Genomic DNA, 25,992 nt, shown 5'->3' on the forward strand with positions numbered 1-25,992 from the left:
TCCCTCTTCATTTTTCGTCCGATACCCCGTACGGAATAGGGGGCACCGGGACCCGGCGTCACGCTATGGCATTACAGGCCCGAAGACAAGGTTCGCGGACAGGGGAGTGCGCATGAAGGATGATCAAAGGAAGAACGCCGTTCCCTGGACGATGCTGCTCAAGTTCGGGGCGGCCTTCGGCCTGCTCGGCCTGCTCTCCCTGGTCCTGGAGCATTGGGGCGACCGGTACATGTCCCGGCTGTCCGCCTTTGTGGCGGCCCAGGGCAGCCTGGCCCCGCTGCTGTTCATCGGCCTGAACGCGCTGTTGACCATGCTCCTCGTGCCCCAGGTGCTGTTCACGGTGGCCGCGGGCGCGCTCTTCGGCTGGAAGCTGGGCACGGCCTATGCGTCCGTGGGCATGACCATCGGCGCGGTGGGGGCGTTCCTGCTGGCGCGCTACGGCGTGCGGGACCGCCTCCGGGCGCGGTTCGCGGACCATCCCGTGTACCGCCGCATGCTCGGGCTGAGCCGCGTCCACCCCCTGCACCTCATCTCCCTGAGCCGGGTCATCCCGGTGCTGCCCTTTCCCGTGACCAGCTACCTGCTCGGCATCACCGAGGTCCGCTCCCTGCCGTACGCGCTGCTCTCCTGGGCGTGCATGCTCCCGGAAACGGTCTTTCTCGCCTCGGGCGGACATCTGCTGATCTCGGGGCTGCACGGGCGCGCCTCGGTGGAGGCCGCCGTTGCGCTGGGCGCGGCGGGAGTGGCGGTGGCCCTGGTCGTCCACCGGATTCGGAAGCGATTGTTCGCGGAGGAGGCTCCGCCTACGGAGTGACGATCCGGGCCAGGTCCAGGACCTGGGGCAGCAGGGCGCGGCCCATGGCCTCCACGCCCGCCGCATTGGGATGCAGCCCGTCCATGAGGGTCAGGGAGGGATCGCCCTGGTAGGGGGCGAGGATGTCCGGGAACAGGGGCACGCCGTACCGCTTGGCCAGGGTCGGGAAGATCGCTTCGAACCGTTCCCGGTAGACCGAGTCCGGGTTCATCCCCGCGTTGACCCCCACCAGCAGGACCGGGATGTCCCCGGTCTTGAACCGCTCGATGAGGATGCGCAGGTGCGCCTCCACCACCTCCACCGGCTCGTCCAGGAAGCAGTCGTTGGCCCCGAACTCCAGGACCACGGCCTGCGGCTCCTCGGCCAGCACCGAGCCGAGCCGCTGCACCCCGTCGCCGGCCGTGTCGCCGGAAACGCCGTGATTCAGGCAGACCACGTCCAACCCCTCGTCGCGCAGCCGCCGCTCCAGCACGGCGGGCAGCGCCTCGTCCGGGGAGAGGCCGTACCCTTCGGTCAGGCTGTCGCCGAAGCAGGCTATGCGCAGGGGGGCGGCCACGGCGCTACCCGTTGATCCAGAGCTTGACCCTGGCCGCTTCCTCGGCCCAGTCCTTGCTCATGCGCAGGTTCAGGAACTGGGTATAGACCACGTCGAACATCTCCAGGCAGCGCTCTACGAGGAAGATCTTCTCCAGGAATTTGGCGTCCGGGTCGTCGCCCTCGTCGTCCTTGGTATTGATTTTCGGGGTTTTCAGCCCGGACAGGCCGAAGTCGGCGGCGTTCACCGTGACCAGCCAGTTGTCCTGGTCCATGGCGAAGAGCAGCTGCGCCTTGCTGACCTTCTTGCCGGTGGACAGCCCGGTCTTGGCCTCGGACATCTCTCCGGCGGGGCTGGAGACCGTGGCCGTGGCCTTGGTTTCCCCCTCGCCGCCCTGGACCGAGAGCTTCTGCTCCATCTGCAGGGTGAAGGTCCGGTTGTCCTCAAGCTTGAACAGGACGGTGTCCTGGTCGGTCTTGTACCAGAGCCAGGTCAGGAAATCCTGGCCCAGCAGGGTGTTTTCGCGTTCTACGAGTGACAGGTCCATGGGGCGCTCCTTAGACGAAGATGGTCGGGTCGAGGTTTTCCAGCCTGGGCGCGGCCTCTTCGCCGAGGATGTCCATGGCCATGAAGAACGGGGTCAGCGGTTCGAGGTGCAGGTCGAAGGTCAGGGTGAAGTAGTCCTCGAACAGGGCGCGGACCTTGGCGTTGGTGGTCGCCAGGGTGACCCGGTTGGCGGTCGGGTTCCAGATGATGTCGAACACCGCCGGGATGGGCAGGGAGCGGGCGCGGAGCTTGAGAGTGACCTGCTCCTTGATCTCGCGCTTGCGGTCGCGGGAGATGAAGTTCTTGCCCTGCTCCTTGTTGTACTCCATCTCCTTGTTCAAGGCGATGGTGTTGTGCTTCTTGAGCACCGAAGGGGCGATGCGCCGGGTGTCGAGCCGCAGGGAGAAGACGAAGTAGTCGGCCTTCTCCGGGGGCGACACGGCCCAGTTCATGTCCAGCATGTCGTCCATGTTGGTCCAGCCGAAGGACCGCTCGTCGGCGGTGCCGTCGATGTCCACCATGCAGAACTGCTTCAGCTTTTCCGGCACCTGCTGGAGCAGGTCGCGGGGCACTTCCTCTATTATGCGATAACGTGTCAGCCCGAGGCTGGCGGAGAGTATGCTCAATTCGAGTCTCCTGTGGATGTTCGGTTCACGGACCTCATGAGGTAAAATCTATCGGCCGCCATGTAAAGCGGATTTACCGTCGGGGCCGTCCGGGACGAAATGGGTTCCGCCCTTGTTTTCACCTCGGTTGACGGCTATGCTTGCCGAAAAAACGGAGCAGGCCATGCCGGATCAAACTGTGCTGGAACTCATCGAATATCTGGAAAAAGTCAATGCCGAGGTGAAGCGGATCGAGGCCGAGGGCGAGGCCGCGCTGGCCTCCTCGGGCCAGGACGCCTTCCGGGCCAAGCTGGAGGAGAAGGCCAAGCTGCTCGCCGGTCTGGCCGAGAACTCCTGGGAGCTGGTGGAGCGGGTGGAGGGCGAGCTCGGCGACGAGATCGCCCAGCGCATGGAGCGTTTCTCCATGAGCGCGTCCACGGCCCTGCGCATCGGCAGCGTGTTCTTCATGACCGCGCTGCTCTACCCCGAGGACCACAAGCCCGGCGATCCCAACGACCTCGAAGCCTACATCGGCGAACTGCGCGGGGCCTAGTCCGGCAGCTTGAAGTCCTGGTCCTTTCGGGCCGTCTTGCGTTCGGCCTGCTGCTTTTGCCCCAGCAGGACGATGCGGCTGATGGCGTCTTCCTGGGCGCGGTCCAGGTCGATGAAGGCACAGCCCACCACGCCCTGTTCGTGGCGCATGACCTTGCAGGTCACGCCTTCGACTTCCCTGTTGCCGTCGAGGAGGATGTCCATCTGAATCTTGGCCCCGCCCTTGACGCGCGGCTTGAGGAAACGGAACCCGAGACCGGTGGCGCTGATGTCCGCCGCCTCCAGGGTCTTGTTCAGGCGGGGAATGAAGACCGTGAGATTGTCCACCTGGACGCGGATGGCGTTGCGCTTGCTGGCGCCGTCGGTCTTGATGGAGATGCTGAACCCCAGGGCGGATTCGTCCACCGGGGCGGAGGTGAACCGGCCCGCCTTCTTGCGCCCCTTGGGCTTGCATTGCATGTCCACGGACAACTCGCCGTCGGGGCATTTGCCGACGGCGGCACGGGCCGGTTTCTTTGCCGGGCGTTTTTTCGGGGAGCGGGAAAAGAGACTGCCGAGCTTGTCCAGGATACCCATGTGTCACCGTCGCAAATAGGTTGAGCTTCCGTTTGCGGACAATACTATGGGAAACCGGGGTGCCTGACAAGGGACCGGGATCACGGGACATGATTCGCGCGTCTAATTGCGCATGGGGGTTGACAGAAGACCGGTTTCAGGGGCAATAAGGTACATCTTTTCAAGCTTCAAAAGGGTGATCGAGGAGGAATAACATGATTGGCGAACTGCTTTCCGGAATGGCGCACAGCTCGGGTCCCGGCTTTGTCGGCGTATCCCTGATTTTCATCTATCTCGCATGGATCATCACCATCGGTATTCTCCGTGTGCGTGAAGCCATGAACGAGGACCATCACTAGGCATTAAAAAACGCGGCCCTCGGGACCGCGTTTTTCATTCCGATGAAAAAGCCGCCGCCCTTCGGGGACGGCGGCTTTTATTTTCCCTAGTACATGCCCTGTTCTTCCTTGGAGACTTCCAGGAGATACCGGCCGTAGTCGTTGTTGCTCATTTCGGTGGCCAGCCTTTCCAGGCTGTCGCGGTCGATGTAGCCCATGCGGTAGGCGATCTCCTCCGGGCTGGAAATGACGTATCCCTGCCGCGCCTGGACCGCGCGCACGAAGCTGGCCGCGCCGTGCAGGGATTCGTGGGTGCCCATGTCGAGCCAGGCGAAGCCCCGGCCCAGGGTCTGGACCTCCAGCTCGCCCCGTTCGAGATACAGCTTGTTGATGTCCGTGATCTCCAACTCCCCGCGCGGGGAGGGCTTCAGGGACTTGGCCATGGAGATGACCTCGTTGTCGTAGAAATACAGTCCGGTAACCGCGTACTTGGACTTGGGCTTGGCCGGTTTCTCCTCGATGGACAGCGCCTTGAAGTTCTTGTCGAACTCCACCACGCCGTAGCGTTCCGGGTCCTTGACCAGGTAGGCGAAGACGATGCTGCCCTTTTCCAGGGAGCCCGCGGACTTGAGCAGGGAGCCCAGCCCGTGGCCGTGGTAGATGTTGTCGCCCAGGACGAGGCAGACCTTGTCGTCGCCGATGAAATCCTCGCCGATGATGAACGCCTGGGCGAGGCCCTCGGGGCGGGGCTGTTCGCGGTAGGCCAGGTTCAGGCCGAGCTGCGAGCCGTCGCCAAGGAGCTTCTTGAAATTGGGCAGGTCGTGGGGCGTGGAAATGATCAGGATGTCCCGGATGCCAGCCAGCATGAGGGTGGACAGGGGGTAGTAGATCATCGGTTTGTCGTAGACCGGCAGGAGTTGCTTGCTGACCACGCGGGTCAGGGGGTGGAGCCGGGTGCCGGACCCGCCGGCCAGGATTATGCCTTTCATATGCGCCTCGGTAGCTTTGATTTACTTCGATTTCGAGTTAGTATACATCCCGATTACAGGCCACCCCATACTATAGGGCCGGGATAAATGCAAAAACAACAGGCCCGGCGCAAGCGGCCAAAGTGAGACAGATGTATCCCTATTTTCAATATTCCGGCGGCATCCTGCCCGCGCTCCTTTTTCTGGTGGCGCTGTTCTTCCTGTTCATCTTCCTGCCGGTGTCCATGGTGGCCGAGGCGTTCTCCAAGCTGGGGCTGACCCCGGCCCAGGGCGTGCTCATGTTCATCGCCATTCTGGTGGGCCGGATGGTCAACATTCCGTTTCACACCAGCGAGCGGCTGGTGGTCGTGCCCAAACCCCGGTCCGTGAGCTTCGGGATGGACGAGGCCGGTCGCCCGGTGCGCATCCAGGAGGACGGCGCGGGCGAGCTGAAGAAGCAGGTCTTCGCCGTCAATGTCGGCGGCTTCCTCATGCCGCTGCTCCTGAGCCTGACCTTCATCGTCCGCCAGCACATGATCTTCCAGGCCGACGGGGTGTATCCCTGGATCGGCTTCGTCCTGGTCATGGTGGCGGGGGGCTGCTACGCCATGTCCAGGCCCGACCCGTTCACCGGTCTGCGCATCCCCCTGGTGCTGCCCGCGCTGATCACCTTTCTGTGCGTCTATTTCTTCGTTCCGCTCGAATACCGCCCCGTGGCCGCCTACGTGGCCGGAACCATGGGGGCCGTGCTCGGCGGCAACATCGTCCCGCTCCTCACCCCGCGCTTCCGCAACCGGGTGGGGACGCCCATGGTCTCCATCGGCGGCCCCGGCACCTTTGGCGGCGTGTTCGTGGCGGGCATCCTCTCGGTCCTGCTGGCCTAACCAACGGAGCACCCATGTCCTGTACCATTCTGAACCTGACGATCAAGGACCCCGTCCCCAGGGGCGGCCTGGTCCACCTCTGCTCGGCCACGGACAACCCGATTCCGGGCACGGTGGTCATGGACCTCTTTCGGCCCCGGCTGCGCGTGGGCGACCGCCTGAACGGAGCGGGCGGGACATTCGTGGTCCGTTCCTGCTCCTGGCTGGGCCAGGGCGCGGACAATGCGTCCCGGCCCCTGTACCTGCTGGAGGCCCCGGAAGGGATGGAGCCGGGGAGCGGACCCTTCGAGGTCTCGCGGACCGGCTTCGCCCTGGCCTGGATCACTTTGAGCGACAAAGGATCGCGGGGAGAGCGGGTGGACGAATCCGGCCCCCTGGTGGGCGAAATGGTGGCCGGAAAGCTCGATCTCTGCTACGAGCAGGGATATGTCATACCGGACGAGACCGGAGAGCTGAAGGGGCTGCTCACGGATCTGGCCCTGAACCAGGGGTTCGACCTCATCCTGACCACCGGCGGCACCGGGGTGGCCCCAAGGGACATCACTCCCGAGGCGACCCTGGCCGTGATCGAGAAGAGGCTGCCCGGATTCGAGCGGGCCATGACCGCGGCCAGCCTGTCCAAGACCCCGCACGGGGCCATTTCCCGGGCCGTGGCCGGGACCCTGGGCGGAGCGGTGATCGTCAACATGCCCGGCAGTCCCAAGGCCGTGGCCGAGTGCCTGGAACCGCTTCTGCCCACGTTCAGGCACACCCTGGAGAAACTCCAGGGAGACCCGTCGGACTGCGCGGCGCTGCGGGGGCTGTGACCGCATTAGGGCTTGCGAGGTCGAGAGAGAGTTGGTAGAAGGTCAAATTGTTGATTGTTGATGATGCAACTTAGCGCACAAATTTCAAGCAGGAACCACTATATGCACCGCAAACGGTATTTGTTTTTGGCTCTGATTCTCACGGTCGTTTTGGCCGGTGCCGGGATTGCCTCTGCCCAGGACGCCGCTCCGGCCCAAGGCCCGGATGGAGCGCAGACCGCCCAGCCCGCTCCGGCGATGGACCAGCAGGCGGAACAGCCCGCGCCGATCCTGACGCAGCCCGCGCCCGCGCCCGTTGCCGACGACGGGGGCATCTCCGGTCCCTTCGACCTGGAGCGGTGCGTGACCCGCGCCCTGAATGCCAACCCGTCCATGACCGGCATCCGGGCCCAGCTGCAGGGCGCTCAGTTCGGCGAGAATTCCGCCCTCGGAAAGTTCGGACCCGCCCTGAAAGGCACCTACGGGTACACCTACTACGACCGCAAGTATACCTCCAGCAACGAGCACAGCGACTGGGTCGGCTCCCTGAACCTGACCCAGCCCGTGTTCACCGGTTTCAACCTTTTGGCCGGCTGGCAGAAGTCCAAGCTGAACAAGGAGTCCACCGAGGCCCAGCTGACCAACGTCGAGCTGACCCTGGTCGAGAGCGTGCAGTCCAACTTCCTGTCGCTGCTCAAGGCCCGCATGGACGTCAAGAGCGCCGAGGATTCCGTGGCCCGCCTGGAATCCCAGCTCAAGGTGACCACCGCCTTCTACGACGTGGGACTGCGGCCCAAGGCCGAGGTCCTGGACGCCGAGGTCGACCTGGCCACCGCCAAGCAGGAACTGCTCCGGGCGCGCAACAACGTCTCCACCCAGGAGGCCCAGCTCAACACCCTGCTGAACATTCCCATCGAGGCCGAAGTCGAGTACGTGGGCGAGCTGAAGTATATTCCCTTCGATCTGTCCCTCAGGGATTGCCTGACCCGCGCCTACGCCAACCGTCCCGACCTGCTCATCGGCCAGAAGTCCGTGGACATGGCCCAGAAGGACGTGACCATGGCCGAGAGCAGTTTCTATCCGCAGGTGGACGCCACCTGGGACTACGTCAACCGCGGTGACGATCCCGGCCTGAACGGCGGCGGGGCCTACTCCGAACGGGCCAGCGAATACTGGACTGCCGGCGTCGGCGCATCCATGGACATCTTCCAGTGGGGTTCCGACTACTACAACTCCAGGCAGTTCGCCCAGGTGGTCAAGCAGATGGAAGCCGAACTGGAGAACACCCGGCTCAACGCCGGATTCGAGGTCAAGCGTTCCCTGCTGAACATCCAGGAAGCCGCCGACCGCATCTCCGTGGCCCAGAAGTCCGTGGTTGCGGCCGAAGAGGCCTACCGCATGGCCGTGGCCCGCTATCAGGCCCAGGTGGGCACCAACACCGACGTGTTGAACGCCCAGGAGCGGTTGACCTTTGCCGAGGCTCAGCTGTCCCAGGCCTTGGCCGACTACGGCACCGCCGTGTCCGCCCTGTACGTGGCCATGGGCGAGAAGAACCTCGGTCTCAAAGAGATCAAGTAAGAACATGGTCTTCGGCCGCAAACGCACCTGGGAGGCCAGGGGAATGGAGTGCGCCTCCTGCGGGCTCGACCTGACCGCCTACCGGGGATGCCGCGAGGTGACGCTCCGTTGTCCCGCCTGTGGGAAGGATTATGATCTCAAGGAGTTCTCGGACCAGATGGACGAGGATTTCGAGGAGGAAATGGGCTTTGTCCCCATGGACAGAATCTGATTCCCGACACACCGACCGCACGAAACGCGCGGCCATCGCAACCGCGTTGGCCGCCGTTTTTCTTTTCGTCCTGGCCTTGGCGGGGGCGGCGTTCGCCGGTTCTCTGTGGGACCCGCTGGTGGACCGGCTGGCCGCCGACGGCTTCGATCGGCGCAAGACCGCCTACCTCTTTTCCAGCCCGGACCTCGAGTTCTCCCCGGAGATCATGGCCCGGAAGATGAACGTCCTGCTCAACACCCGCCTGTCCACGCGCGAGCCCGGCCCGCCGCCGGAGCCGGAGGTCATGGACCGCTACCTCAATCCGCTGCTCATCGCCGGGGCCTACGCCTTCTATCGCGAGCACCGCGCGGACTTCGTCGTCATCCACGAGGAATACGGGGTGCCGGGGGAAGTGCTCACCGCCCTCATGCTCCTGGAGACGCGGCTGGGCATGACCACAGGGGACTACAACGCGTTCACCATCCTGGCCTCCATGGCCCTGGCCCGCGATTTCTCGCTCATCGAGGACCGCATCGAGCGGACCGACATCAAGGCCGAGACAAGGGCGTGGCTGGTCCGTCGCACCGAGGAGAAGGGGGACTGGGCGTACGAGGAGCTGAAGGCGCTGATCCGCTACGCCAGAGGCAACAATCAGGACCCGCTGTCCATCCCCAGTTCGGTCTACGGGGCCATCGGGCTATGCCAATTCATGCCCACCAGCGTCGGGCACTACGGCCGCGACGGATCGGGCGACGGGCGCATCGATCTGTTCGAGACCCGCGACGCCCTGCACAGCATGGCCAACTACGTGGCCAGCCACGGCTGGAAGGATTCGCTGACCTGGGAGCAGAAGCTCAGGGTCATCTACCGCTACAACCACTCCGAGAGCTACGCCATGACGGTCCTGGCCGTGGCCGAAAAGATCGCCAAGACCAGGGAGCTCTTCGGGGGCTGACCGGGCTTAGGCGCCGTCGAGCAAGCTCTGGTAGAGATTCAGGGTCCGCTTGAGGAATTCGTCGAGGGTCAGCTGGGACATGGTCCGCTTCTGGGCGGCCAGGGTCTCCTCGCGCTTGTCCGGGCGGGCGGCCAGGGTGACGGCGCGCGCCAGTCCGTCCACGTCGCCCGGCTTGACCAGCAGGTCGGGAAAGGCGAGGTCCGGCATGACGCCCACGTCGGTGGAGACCAGGGGGCGCTCGGCGGCCATGATCTCCAGGGCGGAGCGGGCGATGGCCTCGGACCACAGGGAGGCGACCACGCCCACGTCCAGGGCGGACACGCAGGCGGCCACGTCGTCGCGCTTGCCGCTGATGCGGGTGATGTCCGCAATTCCCGCCTCGTCGATATGGGCCTTGATCTGGTCGCTGGTCATGGCCGTGTCGAAGCCGATCAGGAAGAGCCGGATGTTGGCGATCCCTTCGGCGCGCAGTTTGGCCACGGCGCGAATGGTCTCCTGGTGGCCCTTGACCCGGTCGAACCGGCCCAGCAACCCGACCACCAGGTCGTCCGGACCGAAGCCGAACTCCCGGCGCACCCGGTCGCGCCCGGTCTGGTCGAAGCGGAACCTCTCGGTGTCCACGCCGCCGTGTATGAGCCACAGCCCGTTGGGTGGGGTGCGCATCTTGTGCAGGAAATAATCGGCCATGCGCCGGTTGGTGACCACCACGGCGTCGGCCACGCCCGCGTGGAGCCAGCGGTTCAGGGCGTCGGAGCGGGGCGGGCGCTGGTCGCCGCGGGTGCGGACCAGCTTGTAGCGGAAGCCGAACAGCTTGAGCAGCCCCCAGAGGAAGAACCCTTCGCCCCGGTGGCAGTTGACGATGTCCGGGCGGTGCGTGCGCAGGAGTTGTATGATATGCTTGGCCGCGCCCGCGAAGCGCACGGGGTTGGTGGTGTTCAGGTCCACGGAAACGGTCCGCAGCCCCGCCTGTACGGCGGCGGCCTCGGACAGGGTTCCGGCCTGGGTCAGCACCAGGACCTCGTGGCCCGCGTCGGCCAGGAGCTTGCTCAAGGTGATGGCGTACCACGCCGTCGCGTTGAACCAGCGGACATTGATGACTTGGAATATTTTCATTGATTGCGCCTGGGTGGACTGTTGGGTACACAACATGACAGGTAGCGACACCGAACGCAAGGTTTTACCGGACTGTTGAAAAACGGCGATCTGCTTCGTTAAGTGAATTGTAGGCGAGTCTTCGAGCCGTACAAGATCTTATGACGTTGTTATGCGGCAAAAAGTTCAAACTCTCGCCTACAGGAACTGCCTTTCAATCTTGAATTTTTTTGCGCCTCGCATCTCGCCATTTTTGAACAGCCCGGATTCAAGATTATTTAAAGCTACTGGGGATATACATGAAAAACAGTCTTGTATCCATCATATTGCCGACTTTCAACCGGGCGGAATTCCTGCCTCGCGCGCTGGACTCGGTCCTGGCCCAGAGCTACGGCAACTGGGAGTGCCTCGTCATCGACGACGGCTCCACCGACGGCACGGACGCGGTCCTGGCCCGGTACACCGATCCGCGCATCACGAGCTTCCGCCAGGAGAACCAGGGGGTGTCCGGGGCGCGCAACGCGGGCATCGCCCGGTGCCGGGGCGACGTCATGGCGTTGCTCGATTCCGACGACGAATGGATGGAGCGCAAGCTGGAGGCCCAGCTCGGCTACATGGCGGACAAGGGATTCGAGATATCCCAGACCGAAGAGATTTGGGTCCGCAACGGCAAGCGGGTCAACCAGCCCGCCCGGTATGCCCGGCCCGAGGGTTGGTTCTTTGATGCCTCCCTGGAGATGTGCCTGATCAGCCCGTCGTGCACCATGTTCACCCGGCGCGCCTGGGAGGTCATGGGACCCTTCGACACGGCCATGCCGTCCTGCGAGGACTACGACATGTGGCTGCGCGCCTGCCTTCACTTCCCGGTGGGGCTGGTCCGGGAGCCGCTGACGGTCAAGCACGGCGGCAGGGCGGACCAGTTGTCCGTGTGCGTTCCCTGCGCCGACCTGCACCGCATACGGGCTTTGGTAAAAATCCTGCAAAGCCGAAAACTTGACGACGGGCAGCGCGAGTCGGCCCTGGACGCCCTGCGACGCAAGGTGGAGATATATATGCAAGGGTGCGAAAAGAGAGACAAAAAGGAAGAGGCAGACCGCGTTTGGACCCTGTTTTGCATGGTCCGCGACGGGAAAGAAATTCCCTTGAATACGTTGTCTTAGCGCATGCCGGGCGGTTGTTTTGCCCGCATGGTTTTCCATTTGCAATCAGACGCTGTCCGGGCGTAAGGTGAGCATGTGCCGATCCTAGCCAAACTCTTGGATAATCTCCCCGAAATCAGCCAGTCCAGGCTGGTGGCCTCCGGTTTCGGCGTCTGGCTGGCCTGGAGGGGCGACCTGAACAACACGGTCACCAACACCCTGCAGGAGTACGGCGCGCTGTGCGTGGCCAAGGACACGGATCAGGGACTCTGGTACTGCAACACCACCGAGGTTTTCCGGGCCATCGCCCGGCTCCAGGTCTGGGCCCGCGTGAACCCCATGCCCGTGTTCTGTCAGATCGTGCCCCTGACCTTCCTGGTGGGGTACGACCTGTCGCATTCGGTGTCGCTCTCCGTGGAGCTGGACCGGCAGAAGGTTGCCTCTCCGACCGCCTTCGAGGTGGTGGTTCACCCCAAGCTCAAGGACGAGGTCCACACCGTCCACGGCCTGACCACGGAATCCGCCGGGCCCATGGAGGGGCTGGCCAACGTGGAGTGGCTGCGGCTGGTGGCGGACCAGGGACTGGACTATGAATCCACCCGCCGCTGGTACTTCATCATCAAGCCGCTGGGAAAGATGTCCGACAAGGAGAGCATCCTCGGCTGGCGCGATTTTTCCGCGGACATCATCGAGGTGCTCCAGCGGCTCGGGCTGAAATACATTTCCGACATCAAGGAAGGGGCGATCCTCCTGCCCCTGGACAATTTCCGGCTCCTGTGGACCTTCTGCACCGAGATGATGAACCTCATCCGGCGCAACAAGGAGGCTGCGGACAAGAAGTACTGGCCCGTGGTCATGGTGGCCACCCCCCAGGCCAACCTGCCGTTTTCCTCGGACCTGCCCCGCAAGGTCGGCCTGGACTGGAACCGGATGACCCCGGATTTCCCGCACGTACGGTTCATGGACGGCTTCCTGCTTAACCCCTGGTTCCGCATGAACGAGGCCCGCTTCGGCACCAGTCAGATCAACCTCGATTCCTGGTGCACCCTGGCCCTGCGCGACGGCGAGGAGGGCATGGACTACGGCACCCTTCAGGTGCCCATGCCCAACGCCCTGGCCGGAGCGGAAGGCGCCGTCGAGTGCTTCTACTGCGGCCTGAAGAACCATCCGCCCTCCCAATGCCCGTCCAAGCGGCTGTCCGCGCCCCAGCCCCAGATCTGGCATCTGCTGGCCAAGACCAACCTGGACGATTTGGCCTCGGGCTTCGCGGGGCTTGATTCCGAAATCAGCGAAGGCAATTTCCGGGCCGACATCCAGCGGGTCATGGAGGAGCGCAAGGACGCCAAGAGCCTCACGGCCCGCGCGGTCTTCGAGATCAACGCTTCGGTTCAGCTGCGGACCCTGAAGCTGGTCTGGCGCAGCCGGAACAAGGAATGGGACGATGGCTTCAAGCAACTGGCCCCCCAGGAGGGCGAATACATCTGGGAGGCACTGGAAGCCCTGGAACAAGGGCAGATGGAGGATGCCGAGCGGCTGCTCAAGGAGGCGCAGGCCAAATATCCCAGGAGTTACCAGCCGCAGTCCCTGTGGGGTTACTGGTATCTGGAGCAGGGCGACCTGAGCCAGGCCATGTTCCATTGGCAGGAGGCGGAGCGCATGAGCTACACCCCCTGCAACAGGCGACCATGGCCATGCTCCAGGCGCGGCTCATGGAAGTGGAGGGCAACCTCAAGGACGCCGTGAACACCTACAAGCGGGTCAACACCGTTGCGCCCACCTGGGTGCAGCCGGTCTACCGGCAGGCGGTGTGCATGGTCAAGATGGGCTTCACCGGCCAAGCCATGGACATCCTCTTCGATCTCATCTCCCGCGACCCGAACATCTTCAACCGCATCCTGTTGGACCCGGAACTGGAGCGGGGCCGGGTGCAGCTCATGGGCGCGCTGTGGGAGAAATGGAACCAGGCCGAGACCACCGCCGAGGATATCCGCGAGGAGGTCAACTCCCTGACCGAGGACATCGCCAAGCGGTTCGACGAGGGGCATCCCTATTTCGAGACCGCCAACGAAGAGCTGGACCGGCTCAAGAACTTGAGCCTGACGAGCAACTACGTGGCCTACCAGCAGATGCTCAAGGGCACGGAGCGGTTCCAGACCGCGCTCAGCGCCGAGGTCAAGCGCGAGGTCAAGCGCATCAACGCCAACATCGAATATCTTTCCGACCGGTTGCGCGAAATCCAGCGGGAGGCCGCCTGGTTCCCGTTTCCCCGGCTGCTCCTGGAGTTCAACCGGGAGTTCAACTTCTGCGTGGACAAGATCAACTGGATCAGGACCCAGCACCTCAATGATGCGGACAACTTCCGCAAGTCGCTGAAATTCGTGGACGAGATCGAGGAGCACATCCACAGCCTCCAGGGCCGCCTCGTGACCCTGCGGATCGTCCGGGATTCCACGCTGTTCACCCTCATGCTCGGCCGCAATTTCATCTGGCTGGAGCTGGTCGGCCTGGGGCTGCTTCTGGTGGGACTGCCCGCGCTGATCTATTTCACCAAGGACATCCAGGGCAACTACATCCTGGACATGATCAAGGACGCCAATCAGCGCTGGGAGATATCCAAGGGGCTGGTCATCATCCTGAGCATCCTCTGTCTGGCCGTGGCTTCGGTCAAGAGCGCCCTGTCCTTCGACCGCCGCAAGCGCGAGCTTTTCGAGCAGATCGACGATGAAATCCGCAAGGCTTCCCGGCGGCGTTGATCCGACCCTTCCCAACAATCCCCCATCCGGGTTATGCTCCGTTTCGATAACCGGAATCGAAGCGGAGGAAACATGCACAAGCTGGTACTGATCCGACACGGACAGAGTGAATGGAACCTGGAGAACCGGTTCACCGGCTGGACCGACGTGGACCTGACCGAGCAGGGCGTCCGAGAGGCCCTGGACGGCGCCAAACTCCTCAAGGAGGCGGGGCTGACCTTTGACGTTGCCTACACCTCTGTGCTCAAGCGGGCCGTCCGCACCCTGTGGCGCGTGCTGGACGAGATGGACCTTATGTGGCTGCCCGTGCACCGCACCTGGCGGCTGAACGAGCGGCACTACGGCGCGCTTCAGGGGCTGAACAAGGCCGAGACCGCCAAGAAATACGGCGACGACCAGGTCTTTGTCTGGCGGCGCAGCTTCGACACCCCGCCGCCCGGGCTGGACCCAGGCGACGAGCGGTTTCCCGGCCGCGACCGGCGTTACGCCGATCTCGCCCCGGACGAGCTGCCGCGCTGCGAGAGCCTCAAGACCACCATCGAGCGGACCATGCCCTACTGGTTCGAGACCATCGCCCCCCAGGTACAGGCCGGGCGGCGGGTGCTCATCGTGGCCCACGGCAACTCCCTGCGCGGGCTGGTCAAGTACCTGGATTCCATGTCCGACGAGGCGATCACCACCCTGAACATCCCCACCGGGCTGCCGCTGGTCTACGAGCTGAACCACGACCTGACCCCCGTGCGCCATTACTACCTGGGCGATCAGGAGGCCGCGGCCAAGGCCGCCGAAGCGGTTGCCAACCAGGCCAAGGGAGGGTAACTCTACCCCGGCATGGACGGGAACGGATTCACCACACAACTCCTCGCCTGGTACGACGCGGGCAAACGGGACCTGCCCTGGCGGCGGGACCCCGATCCCTACGCCGTCTGGGTTTCCGAGATCATGGCCCAGCAGACCCAGATCGACCGGGTGGTGGAGTACCACAACCGCTGGATGGCCCGCTTCCCGGACATCCGCTCCCTGGCAGAGGCCGGGGAGGAGGACGTGCTCAACCTCTGGGAGGGGCTCGGCTACTACACCCGCGCCCGCAACCTGCACCGCGCCGCCGCCCTGGTCATGGACGAGTTCGGCGGCGATTTCCCCGCCGACTACGCGGACATCCGCGCCCTGCCGGGCGTGGGCGACTACACCGCCGGGGCCGTGGCCTCCATCGCCTTCGGATTGCCCGAGCCCGCCGTGGACGCCAACGTGCTGCGGGTCTTCGCCCGGCTCCTGGACGTGGCCGCACCGGTGCGCTCCAGGGAGGGGCGCGCGGTCATCGAGCAGGCCGTCCGCGAACTGATCCCCGAGGACCGGCCCGGCGACTTCAACCAGGCAATCATGGAGCTGGGCGCGCTGGTCTGCCGCAAGAACCCGGACTGCGCCGGCTGCCCCGTGCGCGACCATTGCGCGGCCCTGGCCCGGGGCACCGTGGCCGAGCGGCCCGTGCTGCCCGCGCCCAAGGAGGTCATCCGCATCGACATGGCCACCGGGGTGCTGCTCCACGAGGGCAGGGTGCTCATCCAGAAGCGCAAGCCGGACGACGTCTGGCCCGGTCTGTGGGAGTTCCCGGGCGGGTGCATCGAGCAGGGCGAGACCCCGGAGCTGGCCCTGGCCCGCGAATACATGGAAGAGGTGGAGCTGCGCGTGCGCCCGGTGGAGAAGATCACCGTGGTCCGCTACAGCTATACCCGCTACCGGGTGACCATGCACTGCTTCCTGTGCGCCTTTGACGGCGATCCCGCGCCCCCGGTCTTCAACGAGGCCGTGGAGGGCGGGTTCGTGCCTCCGGCGCGCCTCGACGGCTACGCCTTCCCCTCGGGCCACCGACGGCTGGCCGAGACCATGCGCGCCGACGTCCGCTTCGCCCATCTGTTCGATTCCTGATTTTTACACCATTCCAATCGGTTGCGCCGTTCGGCACAGCCCTTGCTTTTCCACCGTCGGGACCCTCTTTCGGGCCAATTTTTTGACGTTCAAAGGCAGGAGTGGAACATGTCCATTGGGAAGATCGGCGGATACGAGTTCATGCGGGCGGCGCGGCCCGCCACCGGCGACTCCGTGTCCGAGCAGAAACGGCTGGCGCACATCAAGGCGGCCTACGACAACCAGATGCGCATGACGCAGCACCTTTTCGGCGAGGCCGACCAGGGTGGGCACGGAGAGGACAATGCGTCCTCGTTCGACGTGTCCATGATCAACGACAACATGATGATGGAGGCGCTGTCCGTGATCTCGCGGATCATGCGCGAGGAGGCGGCGGTCCGCACCCCGTCCGCGCCCGCCGCCGGGGCCGCCCCGGTGCGGCAGGCCGGTCTGCCGGGCAACGGAAGGCGCATTCCCGGCGAGCTGTCCGCCCGGTTCGAGTCGGGAGACGCCGGGGTCGGGGCCATCGGCTGGGACCGCGTGGGCGGCACCTCCTACGGCAAATACCAGATCGCCTCCAGGACCGGGACCATGGACGAATTTCTGTCCTATCTCGACGGGCACAGGCCGGATTGGGCGGACCGGCTGCGCGCGGCGGGACCGGCGGATACCGGGGAGAAGGGCGGGGCCATGCCCGTGGAGTGGAAGGCCATCGCCGCCGAGGACCCCGTCGGGTTCGAGAAGGCCCAGCACGACTTCATCGCTTCCAACACCTACGATCCGGCCAGGGAGATGATCCTGCGCCGTACCGGGCTCGATTTCGACAACGCGCCGCCGGTCCTTCGCGAGGTCCTCTGGTCCACCTCGGTCCAGCACGGCCCCACGGGCGCGGCCAACATCTTCAACAAGGTCATCGACCGGTTCGTGGGCCACGGCCGCGACGAAGACTTCAACGCCATGCTCATCAAGGGCGTGTACGAGACGCGCAAGGATCAGTTCGGGGCCTCCACCGCGCGGGTGCGCCGGAGCGTCGCCAACCGCATGGACGAGGAGAAGAGCCTGGCCCTGAACATGCTCGAAAAGATGTCGGTCAACCGGATGGTCTAGGGGAGATTTCCGGGACGGAAAAAAAGGGAGCGCGGTTTGCCGCGCTCCCTTTTTTTACCAGTCGAGCAGCCGTTTCTGGCCCTGGAGCCGCCTGATCCAGCCCACCTCCTGGGTCACCTCGCAGACGCCGAGGTAGGTCCCGTCGTCCCCGTAGACCGGAAAATAGCGAATGAGGATGGTCTCTTCGCCCATATCGATCCAGAATTCCGCCTTGTCGTGGGTCCCCGCCTTGAACCCCTCGACGATCTTCTCCACCGTGTCCACGGACTTCTGCGGGTGGCATTTCTGCACCTTGCGCCCGACCACGGACCGGGTCCGGGCGAATATCTTGGGCTTGTCCAGCTTGTTGAAGTAGGCGACCGTGTCCTCGGCGTCCACGAAGGTGACCTCGAAGGGCAGGGTCTCCAGGATGCCGTGCAGCTGGTCCGGGGTGAGGTTTTCCACCAGCCGCGTGCGCATCTTTCCGACGCTCTCCATCTCCTCGATCATGGCCAGGAAATTTTCCTTGGCCCGGTTCCCGTAGGCGGCGAGGTCAATGGCGTTGAAGGCGTCCACCAGTCCGGCCCCTTCGTCCGGGGAGAGCACCTGGCGGCCCATGGCGTAGAGCACGTCGTTCTCCTTCCAGATGTGTTCCGCCCGGATGCGCAGATAGTCCATCCCCTCCCGGCAAAAGTTGTCCCTCTCCTCCGGAGAGAGGGTGTCGAGGCCGGGGACGGCGAGCATCATCCGGGCCAGGAGCTCGCGCTCGGCCTCGTGCTCGCGGAGCATGACCCCCAGGGGGCCGCCCTCCACCGGGATGCCCTTTTGGTGCATCAGCGGGAAGAGATGGTCCTCCTCCTTGCGGTTGTGGACCTTGTCCCCGAACTCCAGCAGGAAATCCAGTGCGCGGGTCAGCTGCGTCGGGTCGTGCCGTCCCTGTTCCAGGGCGTCGAGGTTCTGCTTCAGAACGGCCATGGCGCGTTCGATGAGCTCATGCTCGTGGACCAGGTAGGTGTCCCATTTTTCGAATTGTGCGGTCTCCATCTTAGCCTGCCTCGCTTGATCGTGTCCTGCGCGGCTGCCGCTCAGGGGCGGCGGGCGTGCCGATACGGCGGTTCCCGCGCAGGGGGGAGCCGCCATTCTCGGACTTTGCCTCGCCTCGGGGACGGTGTCCAGTCTTCAAGGATTATAAATCGACGGGGCGGGCCAGGGAGGTCTCCAGGCCGGGGTCCAGGTCCACGCGCAGGGTGCCTTCCTTGCGGTCCACGGCCACCTGGCCGAGGTTGAATCCCTTGACCTTGCGCACGTCCTTGACCAGGGCGTACATGACGTCCGCCTTACCGTCGTCCTTGCGGTAGCTCTTCAGTCCGCAGAGCACGGCGGCCTGGACCAGGCTCTGCTCCGGGACCGCCTGGCCGGGGTGGTCGCGCTTGAGGATGACGTGGGAGCTGGGGCCGTCCTCCACGTGGAACCAGTAGTCGAAGGGCGAGGCGGCCTTGCTCAGGATGTCGTGGTTGGCCTTCTTGTTCTTGCCCCGGATGACGGTGAACCCGTCCGTGGTGCGGAACAGGCTGACGGCCAGCCCCCGGAACCGCTTGGGCAGGGCGGCGGGGCCTTCGGAGCCGTCGGCTGCCTTGCCGGGCGCGGGCTGCGGGGTCAGGCTGCCTTCGTCGATGCGGGCGAGCTGCTCGAGCAGCTCGGCGCGGCGGCGGGCCACGTGGGGGAACCCGCGCTGCGCCTTGGACGCCAGCTTGAAATAGCGCTCCATGTTTTCGGTGGGCGAGAGGTGCGGATTCAGCGGTACGGTCATGGGGCCGTGCTCGGGGTGGGCCACGTCCACGGACTCCAGCCCCTCGGCGTCCTTGAACCGGTACAGCTCGGCCTGCAACGCCTCGGCCCGGACCTGTTCGTCGAGCAGCGCGCTCAGCCGCCCCTCCTCCTCGTCCAGCCGGGCCAGGTTGCGCTTCACCTTCTTGCGCAGCCGCTTGAGCTGGAGGGTCTGTCCCTTGTCCTCCTCCATTTCCAGCATGGGGAACAGGTCGCGTTCGCCGTAGGCCGTGGCCGCCTCCAGGGCGGACTCGAAGGTCTCGGCGTCCCTGGTCGCGGGCCAGGCCAGGGGCGCGGCCCATCCGTCGCCCTGGCGGGCCAGGTGGAAGGTCTCGGACGAACCGGTGGCCACGTTGAAATACAGCGCGTGGGCCTGGTCCTCGGGCAGCGCGGCCAGGGCCTGGCGCAGGGGCGGGGAGATGTGCGGGTATTCGCGCCAGATGTCCGGGTCGCCCAGGACGTCCTCCAGGGCGGGCCAGTCCGGCGCGTCGCCGAACCCGGCGGGCAATTCGTCCTCAAGGGACATCCCGCTGCGGCAGTCGAAAAGCAGGAAAGTCTTGCCGTCCGGGTCGGTGCGCGGGGAGAGGTGCAGGGCCAGGCGCAGGGAGGGCCAGTCGGCCACCGCGCCCAGTATCTTGCGGTTTCTCAGCCGCTTGCGGAACCACATGGCCATGGCCGGGGCGGTCTGCGGGTTGACCGGCTTGGTGTTGGACAGAAATAAATGGCCCGCCGGTCGGGCGGGCCTGAATATCAGATGCAGGGGGTGGCCCGGGTTCTGGATGTCGAGCACCCATACGCCGGGGGCCGGGCCGAATACCTTGTCGATCCGGCGGCCAGTAAGAGCGGGCGCAAGTCCGGCGCAGAGGAAGCGGAAAAAGTTGGCTTCCATGGCCGGTATGCGCAGAGAGGACGGCGGCTAGTCGCCGCGAACGGCCTCGTCTTCTTCCTGTTTGCTCTTGCAGTTGATGCAGAGCGTGGTCATGGGCCGGGCCTTGAGGCGCGGGATGGAGATGTCGTCGCCGCATTCCTGGCAGAGGCCGAACTCGCCGTCGTCGATGCGGTTGATGGCCTTCTGAATCTTCTTGATCAGCTTGCGTTCGCGGTCGCGCAGCCGCAGGGTGAACGCGCGGTCGCTCTCGGCCGTGGCCCGGTCAGCGGGATCGGCGTAGACTTCGCCCGACTCGGTCATGTCCTCAATGGTAGCCTCGCTCTTCTTGAGGATGTCGTCGAGCATGCCGTTAAGGGTTTCCTTGAAGTACTTCAGATCATTCGCTTCCATTATGAACCTCCCCTCTAGGAGTGGGCAGTCTGTTGAGGAGTCGCGGGTGTAACCCCTTTTTTAACGAATTAAAGCGCGTTGGTATACCAAAAAGGGTCTAAAAGTAAAGTCTTTCCATTAGGCCAAAAATTCCAGGGAGTTCATGTGTTCCCGATTCTCAAAAAAATTTAAAATACGCTTGACACCCAAAGGGGTCGCGGGTAAACAGTGGTTCGCTTTTGAGGGCGGGAATAACTCAGTGGTAGAGTGCAACCTTGCCAAGGTTGAAGTCGCGGGTTCAAATCCCGTTTCCCGCTCCAAAACGATGGCGACATAGCCAAGTGGTAAGGCAGAGGTCTGCAAAACCTCCATTCTCCGGTTCAAATCCGGATGTCGCCTCCACTCGGCGGGAATAACTCAGTGGTAGAGTGCAACCTTGCCAAGGTTGAAGTCGCGGGTTCAAATCCCGTTTCCCGCTCCAGGAGAACATGGCCGGTCTCGACGAGACCGGCTTTTTTAGGGCACAACCGCCGCATACGGGCGGGAATAACTCAGTGGTAGAGTGCAACCTTGCCAAGGTTGAAGTCGCGGGTTCAAATCCCGTTTCCCGCTCCAAGAGAACAAGGCCGGTCCCACGGGACCGGCTTTTTCTTTGTCCCCAGTTCTGCGGGTGTGTTTCTCCAACCTTCCGTAATGATTTTACTTCCAAAAAAGTGAAACTTTTTGGCGACAATCCGGCGCGCCCGGTATGGTCCCTGCACTGGTGATCGGGACGGCAACAATTTCCCGAAGCGAAACCCGTCCAGGACACCATGAGCAAGATAACCATTCCATACGAATCCGCCGGGAGGCGCGGCGCAGCGAGTCTGCTGACCGGTTCCCCCCTGGCCTCGGCGACCATCCAGGCCCGCAACTTCACGGCCATGGTCCATCCCCCGGCGCAGGCCATCGCCCCGGATTTCTATACCCGCGACTCCCTGGCCGCCGACGTGGAGCGGCTCTGCGATCCCGCCGAGCCGGTCAGCGACGCCCGGTTGCTCAATGTGGCGGTGAAGTACTTTTTTGCCTACGTGTTCGACGGCGCACACAACGACTCCGTGCCCTACGGCGAGCTGGCCGAGCTGTATGAGCGGTTCTCGCGCCACCAGTCCATGAACGAGCCGAATGACGACATCGAGACCATGAACCGGCTGCGCATGTGGTCCCCGGTGCTGCGCGTGCTGGCGGACGCCCCCCGGGCGGCCCACGTCATGCGCTCGGTCATCTGCCGCGAGAGCGCACCCCTGGCCGGGCAGCCGTTCATCGGCGTGGACATCGGAGCCGGAACCGGCGTCATGCTCCTGGCGCTCCAGATCCTGGCCCGCCGCTGCGGCTCTTCGGACGTCCAGACCCTGGGCTACCAGTTCGACCTGGTCTCCGGGGAGCGGACCCACGATATGGTCCACGCCCTGGGTGCGGGCAGCGTCATGCTCGCGGACCCGTCCCGCGCGAACGCCTTCAACCTCCTGCGGGGCCGGGAGATCGGCTTCGTGGCCAACGAGGTCCTTGCAGGGGTGCAGCAGTCCCTGACCGCGGGCAACTGCTTCCATAAATACAGGGCGTTTTTCTCGGCCGTGGGGGAGAGCGTGGAGCAGGCGATCTTTTTCCCGGAAGGGTTGATCGCCCACAGCGCGGCCAGCCGCGCCTCGGTGATCCTGGCCCGCGAGAACGGGTTCCAGCCCCCGGCGGAATACCTGGACGAGCAGTTCATCCCCAGGGGCTGATCCTGGAGGGCAAGGTCCTGCCCATGCACAGGCTCGGCGGGGATTTCTATCGCTACCTGACGTAGCCGGGATGCCTCCGGCGGCCAGGGCGCTGCCCTGGACCCGCTCAAGAACCTCTTGAAAGAGGTTCTTGAGAATCTCCAGAACTTTTTGGTGCCGCTTCGCGGGCCGTGCGTCAGCATGGTCCGCTATTTTTTGTTTATAGGTTGTATTTAACTTTTCTCCGCATCGAAGCACTTAATCCCGCGTCCGCGCCCCGCGCAGCGGCGGCAAAAATGTTCAGGAGGGAAGAGGGGGCCGGGGAAGTCGGCTCCATCAGCCCCACAGGGCGATGATGGCGGCTCCGGCGGTCATGATGGCGGTGCCGAGCAGCCGGTAGCGGATGCCGGTTTCCTTGAAGAGCAGCCAGCCGTACAGCACGGAAAGCAACCCTGCAGTCCGCTTGATGGTGATCATGTAGGCCGCCGCCGTCAGGTTCATGGCAAGGTTGTGGCAGGCGGCCTCGGCAAAGACGATCAGCCCGGCAACGAGACCGAGCAGCGGCCTGCGGGTGAGATTCTTGAGGGATGCCTTGCCCGTCAGGATCAGGATGAGGGTCAGCACAAGGCCGTACAGGGAAAAGATGACCAGGGCCGCGAACAGGGGCGAGGATTCGAGGATGATGACCTTGCCGCCCACCGAGGTCAGCCCGAACAGCACGGCGACCGCGAGCATGATGGCCGAGCCGGGTTCGTGCCAGACGGCTCTTATGGGGCCGAGCAAGCCGTATTTGGCCGAATCGAGATTGAGCACGTAGCCGCCCGCGACCACCAGGAGCATGCCCGTCACGCCGAGCGCGGAGAGGTGCTCGTCCAGGATGAGCCCGCCGGTCAGCAGCACGAAGACCGGGGTGAAGCTCAGGAAGGGCAGGGTCAGCGACAGGGGCGACAGGCGGATGGCCCGGTAATAGAGTATGATGGCGACCATGAGCAGCGGGAGGACCCAGGCCAGGTGCGGCAGGAACCCCGGTCCGATGGGCGGAATGTCGATGACCGGCAGGGCGGCGAGGAAGAACGGCAGCCCGTAGAAATAGGGGATGAGGCTCATCTCCCAGGCGGAGAGGTCCGAGAAGAACCGTTTGATGAACGCGGAGTTGGAGGCCATGAAAAAGGCGGCCCCCACGGACAGCAGGAACCAGGTCACTGGGTGCGGCCGCCGGAATCGGCGCGCGAGCTCACCCCGCCCTCGAAGGACCACGCCGTGATCCGCCCCTCGGGGTCGAGGCGCGCGGTCAGGGTGAAGGGCAGGGGGTGGCCGGAGTAGAACCGCGCGAGCACCGGGTTGGTGGAGGTGAAGCGCAGGTCGTGGAAGACCAGGGTCCGTCCGTCGCCGTCCGTCCTTTCGCTGTAATAGGGCCACTTGGAGAACCAGGCGTAGGTGGCGAACATGGAGACCTGCCGGCCCAGCTCGTCCAGGTACGCCTTGTCCGCGCGCCGGACGCGCAGCGGGGCGGCCGGGCCGTCGTCGCCGAACAGGTCGATGGTGTCCAGCAGGTAGTCCGGCCCGTCGGTGACCACCACCTTCCAGTAGCGCGGCGACAGGGCGTCCGGGGTGACGTGGACCTTGTCGTGGGCCACCCCCTTGCGGATCAGCTCCTCGGCGTACAGCTCCTGGAGCAGCGCCCCGCCCGCCATGTTGGCCAGGGGGTAGGCGAAATACCAGAGCATGCCGATCACGGCGATCAGGTGCCTGCGCCGCTTCGCGATCAGGGCCGCGCCGATGAGGGCGAGGGCGGTCAAGGTGAACAGCGGGTCGATGATGAACGCCCCGTCCAGGGCGAAACGGTGGTTGGAGAAGGGGGCCAGCAGCTGGGTCCCGTAGGTCGTGATCAGGTCGAGCCAGACGTGGGTCAGGGCCAGGACGTAGAACAGGGCGGCGCTCTTGAGATACGGCGTGCGCCGCGAGACGAGCTTGTATATCCCGGCCAGGACCAGGGCCAGGACCAGCGCGCCGAAAAACGAGGTGGAGACGCCCCGGTGATAGAGGAGATCGAACTCGGGGTCGGAGCCGCCGAAAAAGATGTCCGCGTCCGGCATCCATGAGGCGAAGACCGCGAAGGGCAGGAGATAACGCGCTTCGGGGAACCACTTCCGCGCGGCCAGCCCGCCCATGAGGCCGGAGGAGAGGTGCGTGACCGGATCCATGCGAGGGGTATACCTTGCGGCGGATATATTGTAAAAAACAAACTTGCGGTTTGCCGGTGCCGCAGGTAAAGACCGGGAAAATTGCAGGAAAGGAGCCAGACGCGTCATGCAGAAACCGTCCGTCGGCGTCGCCCTCGAAGGGCTGCCCTATATCGTCATCGCAGCGTTCACCACGCTGATTTTCGCCATCATCGGCTGCTGGCCCGTGGCCGTCATCGGCCTGGCCGCAACCGCCTTCATCGGCCATTTCTTCCGCGACCCCGAGCGGGTCGGCCCGGAGGACGCCGATGCCGTGTGCTCCCCCGCGGACGGCAAGGTCATCAAGGTCTCCCGCGAGCCGGACCCGGTCTCGGGCGAGATGCGCCAGGTGATCGCCATCTTCATGAACGTCTTCAACGTCCACGTGAACCGCATGCCGGTCAGCGGCAAGGTCGAGCTGATCCGCTACATTCCCGGCAAGTTCTTTAACGCCTCCTTCGACAAGGCGAGCAAGGACAACGAGCGCAACGTGGTGGTCGTCACCGGCAAGGGCAACCAGCGGTTCACCATGGTCCAGATCGCCGGGCTCATCGCCAGGCGCATCGTCTGCTGGGCCGAACCGGCCGACAAACTCAAGCGCGGCGAGCGGTTTGGTTTGATCAAGTTCGGTTCAAGAGTTGACCTTTACATGCCGGATGGCTATGTACCACTTGTCAGCGTCGGCCAGAAGGTCGTCGCGGGCGAGACCTCCCTGGCGGAAAAACGGACCGCCTGATACGGGAAATAGTTTTTAATAGGTTTAAATGGTTAAGGAAAAATGCCGCGCCATAAAAGTGTCTACCTTCTGCCGAACCTGCTGACCACGGCCAGCTTGTTTGTCGGCTTTCTGGGACTGACCTGGGCCATCCAGGGGGATTACGCCTCCTGCGCCCTGTGCATCCTGGCGAGCTGCGTGTTCGACGGACTGGACGGCAAGGTGGCGCGCATCACCAACACGCAGAGCGAATTCGGCGTCCAGCTCGACTCCCTGGCCGACCTGGTCGCCTTCGGCGTGGTTCCCGCCATGATGACCTACCTGTGGCTCCTGAACGACTTCGGTCGGCTCGGCCTGATGGCCGCCTTCCTGTTCATGGCCTGCGGCGCGCTCCGGCTCGCCCGGTTCAACGTTCAGGCCGCCACCACCTCCAAGAAGCATTTCGTGGGGCTGCCCATTCCCGCGGCGGCCTGCACCCTGGCGACCCTGGTGCTCTTCACCGAGTACGTGCCGCAGGAGTACATGCACTCCGTGGTTTCCGTGGGCACGTTGGTCCTCGTCTACGTGCTGTCCTTCTTCATGGTCAGCACCGTCCGCTTCTACTCCTTCAAAGAAATCAGCGCGTTCAAGGCCCATCCCTTCAGCTGGATGGTGACCGCGATCCTGCTCTTTTCGCTCATTGCCTCGCGCCCCAAGGTGCTCGGCTTCCTTTTCTTCCTGGGCTACCTCGTGTCCGGGCCTCTCTACACCCTTTTCCTACTATCCCGTACCAACAAGCGACTACTACGGGACAGCTCCAAGGAAGAGCTAGGCTAGCTCTCACCATCCCATATTAGTACGTCGTACTGACCCCTGATCGCCACGCTCCCCGTGCGGGTTTTGCGTTTGGCGGTTGCATACCCTTTGGCAAACATTTAGAACAGACACCCCGCAGAGGGTGAACCATCG

The 25,992-nt window shown here is 64.2% G+C and carries 28 protein-coding genes and 4 tRNA genes; 21 read left to right on the plus strand and 11 right to left on the minus strand.

Going from position 1 to position 25,992, the window contains the following annotated elements; all coding sequences use genetic code 11:
- Nucleotides 1–112: 112 nt before the first annotated feature.
- On the plus strand, nucleotides 113–814 hold the full coding sequence (locus AWY79_RS10595; RefSeq protein ID WP_066803425.1) for a TVP38/TMEM64 family protein: 702 nt from the start codon (nucleotides 113–115) through the stop codon (nucleotides 812–814).
- Here AWY79_RS10595 and AWY79_RS10600 read toward each other — a convergent pair.
- The 3 genes from AWY79_RS10600 to AWY79_RS10610 are packed head-to-tail and all read right to left on the minus strand — an operon-like array spanning nucleotide 804 to nucleotide 2,521.
- The gene (locus tag AWY79_RS10600; RefSeq protein ID WP_066803427.1) at nucleotides 804–1,370 is read right to left on the minus strand and encodes an arylesterase; all 567 of its coding nucleotides are present in this window, start codon (nucleotides 1,368–1,370) and stop codon (nucleotides 804–806) included. The genes AWY79_RS10595 and AWY79_RS10600 overlap by 11 nt on opposite strands.
- A 4-nt stretch (nucleotides 1,371–1,374) precedes the next feature.
- Nucleotides 1,375–1,896, minus strand: a complete 522-nt coding sequence (locus AWY79_RS10605) for a hypothetical protein (RefSeq protein ID WP_066803429.1) — start codon at nucleotides 1,894–1,896, stop codon at nucleotides 1,375–1,377.
- A 10-nt stretch (nucleotides 1,897–1,906) separates the two neighbouring features.
- Nucleotides 1,907–2,521 carry a recombination-associated protein RdgC gene (locus tag AWY79_RS10610; protein WP_066803432.1) on the minus strand — a complete coding sequence of 205 codons (615 nt, stop codon included), beginning with the start codon at nucleotides 2,519–2,521 and terminating at the stop codon, nucleotides 1,907–1,909.
- A 163-nt stretch (nucleotides 2,522–2,684) separates the two neighbouring features.
- Between AWY79_RS10610 and AWY79_RS10615 the strand changes: the two genes are divergently transcribed.
- A complete protein-coding gene (locus AWY79_RS10615; RefSeq protein ID WP_066803435.1) occupies nucleotides 2,685–3,053 on the plus strand; it encodes a hypothetical protein in 369 nt (122 codons plus the stop codon).
- Here AWY79_RS10615 and AWY79_RS10620 read toward each other — a convergent pair.
- Complete coding sequence (locus tag AWY79_RS10620) at nucleotides 3,050–3,628, minus strand: PilZ domain-containing protein (protein WP_066803438.1); 579 nt, start codon at nucleotides 3,626–3,628, stop codon at nucleotides 3,050–3,052. The genes AWY79_RS10615 and AWY79_RS10620 overlap by 4 nt on opposite strands.
- Before the next feature lie 194 nt (nucleotides 3,629–3,822).
- Here AWY79_RS10620 and AWY79_RS19130 point away from each other — a divergent pair, with 194 nt between their 5' ends.
- Nucleotides 3,823–3,966 carry a hypothetical protein gene (locus AWY79_RS19130; RefSeq protein ID WP_166671386.1) on the plus strand — a complete coding sequence of 48 codons (144 nt, stop codon included), beginning with the start codon at nucleotides 3,823–3,825 and terminating at the stop codon, nucleotides 3,964–3,966.
- An 86-nt stretch (nucleotides 3,967–4,052) separates the two neighbouring features.
- On the opposite strand, the gene rfbA is transcribed toward AWY79_RS19130, so the two are convergent.
- A complete protein-coding gene (gene rfbA, locus AWY79_RS10625) occupies nucleotides 4,053–4,934 on the minus strand; it encodes a glucose-1-phosphate thymidylyltransferase RfbA (protein ID WP_066803441.1) in 882 nt (293 codons plus the stop codon).
- A gap of 131 nt (nucleotides 4,935–5,065) precedes the next feature.
- Here rfbA and AWY79_RS10630 point away from each other — a divergent pair, with 131 nt between their 5' ends.
- From AWY79_RS10630 to AWY79_RS10650, 5 genes are all read left to right on the plus strand, one after another.
- A complete protein-coding gene (locus AWY79_RS10630) occupies nucleotides 5,066–5,797 on the plus strand; it encodes a DUF1614 domain-containing protein (RefSeq protein WP_066803444.1) in 732 nt (243 codons plus the stop codon).
- Between the two features lie 14 nt (nucleotides 5,798–5,811).
- Nucleotides 5,812–6,603, plus strand: a complete 792-nt coding sequence (locus AWY79_RS10635) for a MogA/MoaB family molybdenum cofactor biosynthesis protein (RefSeq protein ID WP_066803447.1) — start codon at nucleotides 5,812–5,814, stop codon at nucleotides 6,601–6,603.
- 102 nt (nucleotides 6,604–6,705) lie between these two features.
- Nucleotides 6,706–8,160, plus strand: a complete 1,455-nt coding sequence (locus AWY79_RS10640; protein WP_078063754.1) for a TolC family protein — start codon at nucleotides 6,706–6,708, stop codon at nucleotides 8,158–8,160.
- A 4-nt stretch (nucleotides 8,161–8,164) separates the two neighbouring features.
- Entirely contained in the window at nucleotides 8,165–8,371 is a 207-nt protein-coding gene (locus AWY79_RS10645; protein ID WP_066803457.1) for a dual CXXC motif small (seleno)protein, read from the plus strand.
- Between the two features lie 46 nt (nucleotides 8,372–8,417).
- Entirely contained in the window at nucleotides 8,418–9,305 is an 888-nt protein-coding gene (locus AWY79_RS10650; RefSeq protein WP_233490902.1) for a lytic murein transglycosylase, read from the plus strand.
- Nucleotides 9,306–9,311: 6 nt separating this feature from the next.
- Here AWY79_RS10650 and AWY79_RS10655 read toward each other — a convergent pair whose 3' ends face one another.
- On the minus strand, nucleotides 9,312–10,418 hold the full coding sequence (locus tag AWY79_RS10655) for a glycosyltransferase family 4 protein (protein WP_066803462.1): 1,107 nt from the start codon (nucleotides 10,416–10,418) through the stop codon (nucleotides 9,312–9,314).
- A gap of 278 nt (nucleotides 10,419–10,696) precedes the next feature.
- Between AWY79_RS10655 and AWY79_RS10660 the strand changes: the two genes are divergently transcribed.
- The 6 genes from AWY79_RS10660 to AWY79_RS10680 all read left to right on the plus strand — a co-directional run bounded on the left by AWY79_RS10660 (nucleotide 10,697) and on the right by AWY79_RS10680 (nucleotide 17,301).
- Nucleotides 10,697–11,557 carry a glycosyltransferase family 2 protein gene (locus AWY79_RS10660; protein ID WP_066803465.1) on the plus strand — a complete coding sequence of 287 codons (861 nt, stop codon included), beginning with the start codon at nucleotides 10,697–10,699 and terminating at the stop codon, nucleotides 11,555–11,557.
- Between the two features lie 75 nt (nucleotides 11,558–11,632).
- A complete protein-coding gene (locus AWY79_RS19360) occupies nucleotides 11,633–13,279 on the plus strand; it encodes a tetratricopeptide repeat protein (RefSeq protein ID WP_233490903.1) in 1,647 nt (548 codons plus the stop codon).
- Nucleotides 13,222–14,289, plus strand: coding sequence for a hypothetical protein (locus tag AWY79_RS19365; protein ID WP_233490904.1), 1,068 nt, complete (start codon nucleotides 13,222–13,224; stop codon nucleotides 14,287–14,289). The genes AWY79_RS19360 and AWY79_RS19365 overlap by 58 nt, the downstream gene beginning before the upstream one ends.
- Before the next feature lie 72 nt (nucleotides 14,290–14,361).
- On the plus strand, nucleotides 14,362–15,108 hold the full coding sequence (gene gpmA, locus AWY79_RS10670; RefSeq protein ID WP_066803467.1) for a 2,3-diphosphoglycerate-dependent phosphoglycerate mutase: 747 nt from the start codon (nucleotides 14,362–14,364) through the stop codon (nucleotides 15,106–15,108).
- A 12-nt stretch (nucleotides 15,109–15,120) separates the two neighbouring features.
- The gene (gene mutY, locus AWY79_RS10675) at nucleotides 15,121–16,215 is read left to right on the plus strand and encodes an A/G-specific adenine glycosylase (RefSeq protein WP_066803470.1); all 1,095 of its coding nucleotides are present in this window, start codon (nucleotides 15,121–15,123) and stop codon (nucleotides 16,213–16,215) included.
- 108 nt (nucleotides 16,216–16,323) lie between these two features.
- Nucleotides 16,324–17,301 carry a VgrG-related protein gene (locus AWY79_RS10680; protein ID WP_066803472.1) on the plus strand — a complete coding sequence of 326 codons (978 nt, stop codon included), beginning with the start codon at nucleotides 16,324–16,326 and terminating at the stop codon, nucleotides 17,299–17,301.
- Nucleotides 17,302–17,355: 54 nt separating this feature from the next.
- Here AWY79_RS10680 and AWY79_RS10685 read toward each other — a convergent pair whose 3' ends face one another.
- The 3 genes from AWY79_RS10685 to dksA all read right to left on the minus strand — a co-directional run bounded on the left by AWY79_RS10685 (nucleotide 17,356) and on the right by dksA (nucleotide 20,386).
- A complete protein-coding gene (locus AWY79_RS10685) occupies nucleotides 17,356–18,324 on the minus strand; it encodes a PAS domain-containing protein (RefSeq protein WP_066803476.1) in 969 nt (322 codons plus the stop codon).
- A gap of 142 nt (nucleotides 18,325–18,466) precedes the next feature.
- Complete coding sequence (locus AWY79_RS19550; RefSeq protein ID WP_066803479.1) at nucleotides 18,467–19,996, minus strand: NFACT RNA binding domain-containing protein; 1,530 nt, start codon at nucleotides 19,994–19,996, stop codon at nucleotides 18,467–18,469.
- Nucleotides 19,997–20,023: 27 nt separating this feature from the next.
- The gene (dksA, locus tag AWY79_RS10695; RefSeq protein ID WP_066803482.1) at nucleotides 20,024–20,386 is read right to left on the minus strand and encodes an RNA polymerase-binding protein DksA; all 363 of its coding nucleotides are present in this window, start codon (nucleotides 20,384–20,386) and stop codon (nucleotides 20,024–20,026) included.
- A gap of 224 nt (nucleotides 20,387–20,610) precedes the next feature.
- Between dksA and AWY79_RS10700 the strand changes: the two genes are divergently transcribed.
- The 5 genes from AWY79_RS10700 (at nucleotide 20,611) to AWY79_RS10720 (ending at nucleotide 22,128) form a co-directional block, all read left to right on the plus strand.
- Nucleotides 20,611–20,685, plus strand: a tRNA-Gly gene (locus tag AWY79_RS10700).
- 7 nt (nucleotides 20,686–20,692) lie between these two features.
- Nucleotides 20,693–20,767 (plus strand) — tRNA-Cys (locus AWY79_RS10705).
- 4 nt (nucleotides 20,768–20,771) lie between these two features.
- Nucleotides 20,772–20,846 (plus strand) — tRNA-Gly (locus AWY79_RS10710).
- Nucleotides 20,847–20,905: 59 nt separating this feature from the next.
- Nucleotides 20,906–20,980, plus strand: a tRNA-Gly gene (locus AWY79_RS10715).
- A gap of 197 nt (nucleotides 20,981–21,177) precedes the next feature.
- Entirely contained in the window at nucleotides 21,178–22,128 is a 951-nt protein-coding gene (locus tag AWY79_RS10720) for a hypothetical protein (protein WP_078063756.1), read from the plus strand.
- A 315-nt stretch (nucleotides 22,129–22,443) separates the two neighbouring features.
- Here AWY79_RS10720 and AWY79_RS10725 read toward each other — a convergent pair whose 3' ends face one another.
- Both AWY79_RS10725 and AWY79_RS10730 read right to left on the minus strand, forming a co-directional pair.
- On the minus strand, nucleotides 22,444–23,310 hold the full coding sequence (locus tag AWY79_RS10725; RefSeq protein ID WP_066803485.1) for a DMT family transporter: 867 nt from the start codon (nucleotides 23,308–23,310) through the stop codon (nucleotides 22,444–22,446).
- On the minus strand, nucleotides 23,307–24,311 hold the full coding sequence (locus AWY79_RS10730) for a metal-dependent hydrolase (protein ID WP_066803487.1): 1,005 nt from the start codon (nucleotides 24,309–24,311) through the stop codon (nucleotides 23,307–23,309). The genes AWY79_RS10725 and AWY79_RS10730 overlap by 4 nt, the downstream gene beginning before the upstream one ends.
- Before the next feature lie 106 nt (nucleotides 24,312–24,417).
- Between AWY79_RS10730 and AWY79_RS10735 the strand changes: the two genes are divergently transcribed.
- Entirely contained in the window at nucleotides 24,418–25,065 is a 648-nt protein-coding gene (locus tag AWY79_RS10735; protein WP_066803488.1) for a phosphatidylserine decarboxylase family protein, read from the plus strand.
- 42 nt (nucleotides 25,066–25,107) lie between these two features.
- On the plus strand, nucleotides 25,108–25,860 hold the full coding sequence (gene pssA, locus AWY79_RS10740) for a CDP-diacylglycerol--serine O-phosphatidyltransferase (RefSeq protein WP_066803490.1): 753 nt from the start codon (nucleotides 25,108–25,110) through the stop codon (nucleotides 25,858–25,860).
- The last annotated feature ends 132 nt before the right edge of the window (nucleotides 25,861–25,992 follow it).

It is taken from the genome of Pseudodesulfovibrio indicus (assembly GCF_001563225.1).
Classification (GTDB): Bacteria; Desulfobacterota; Desulfovibrionia; order Desulfovibrionales; family Desulfovibrionaceae; genus Pseudodesulfovibrio; species Pseudodesulfovibrio indicus.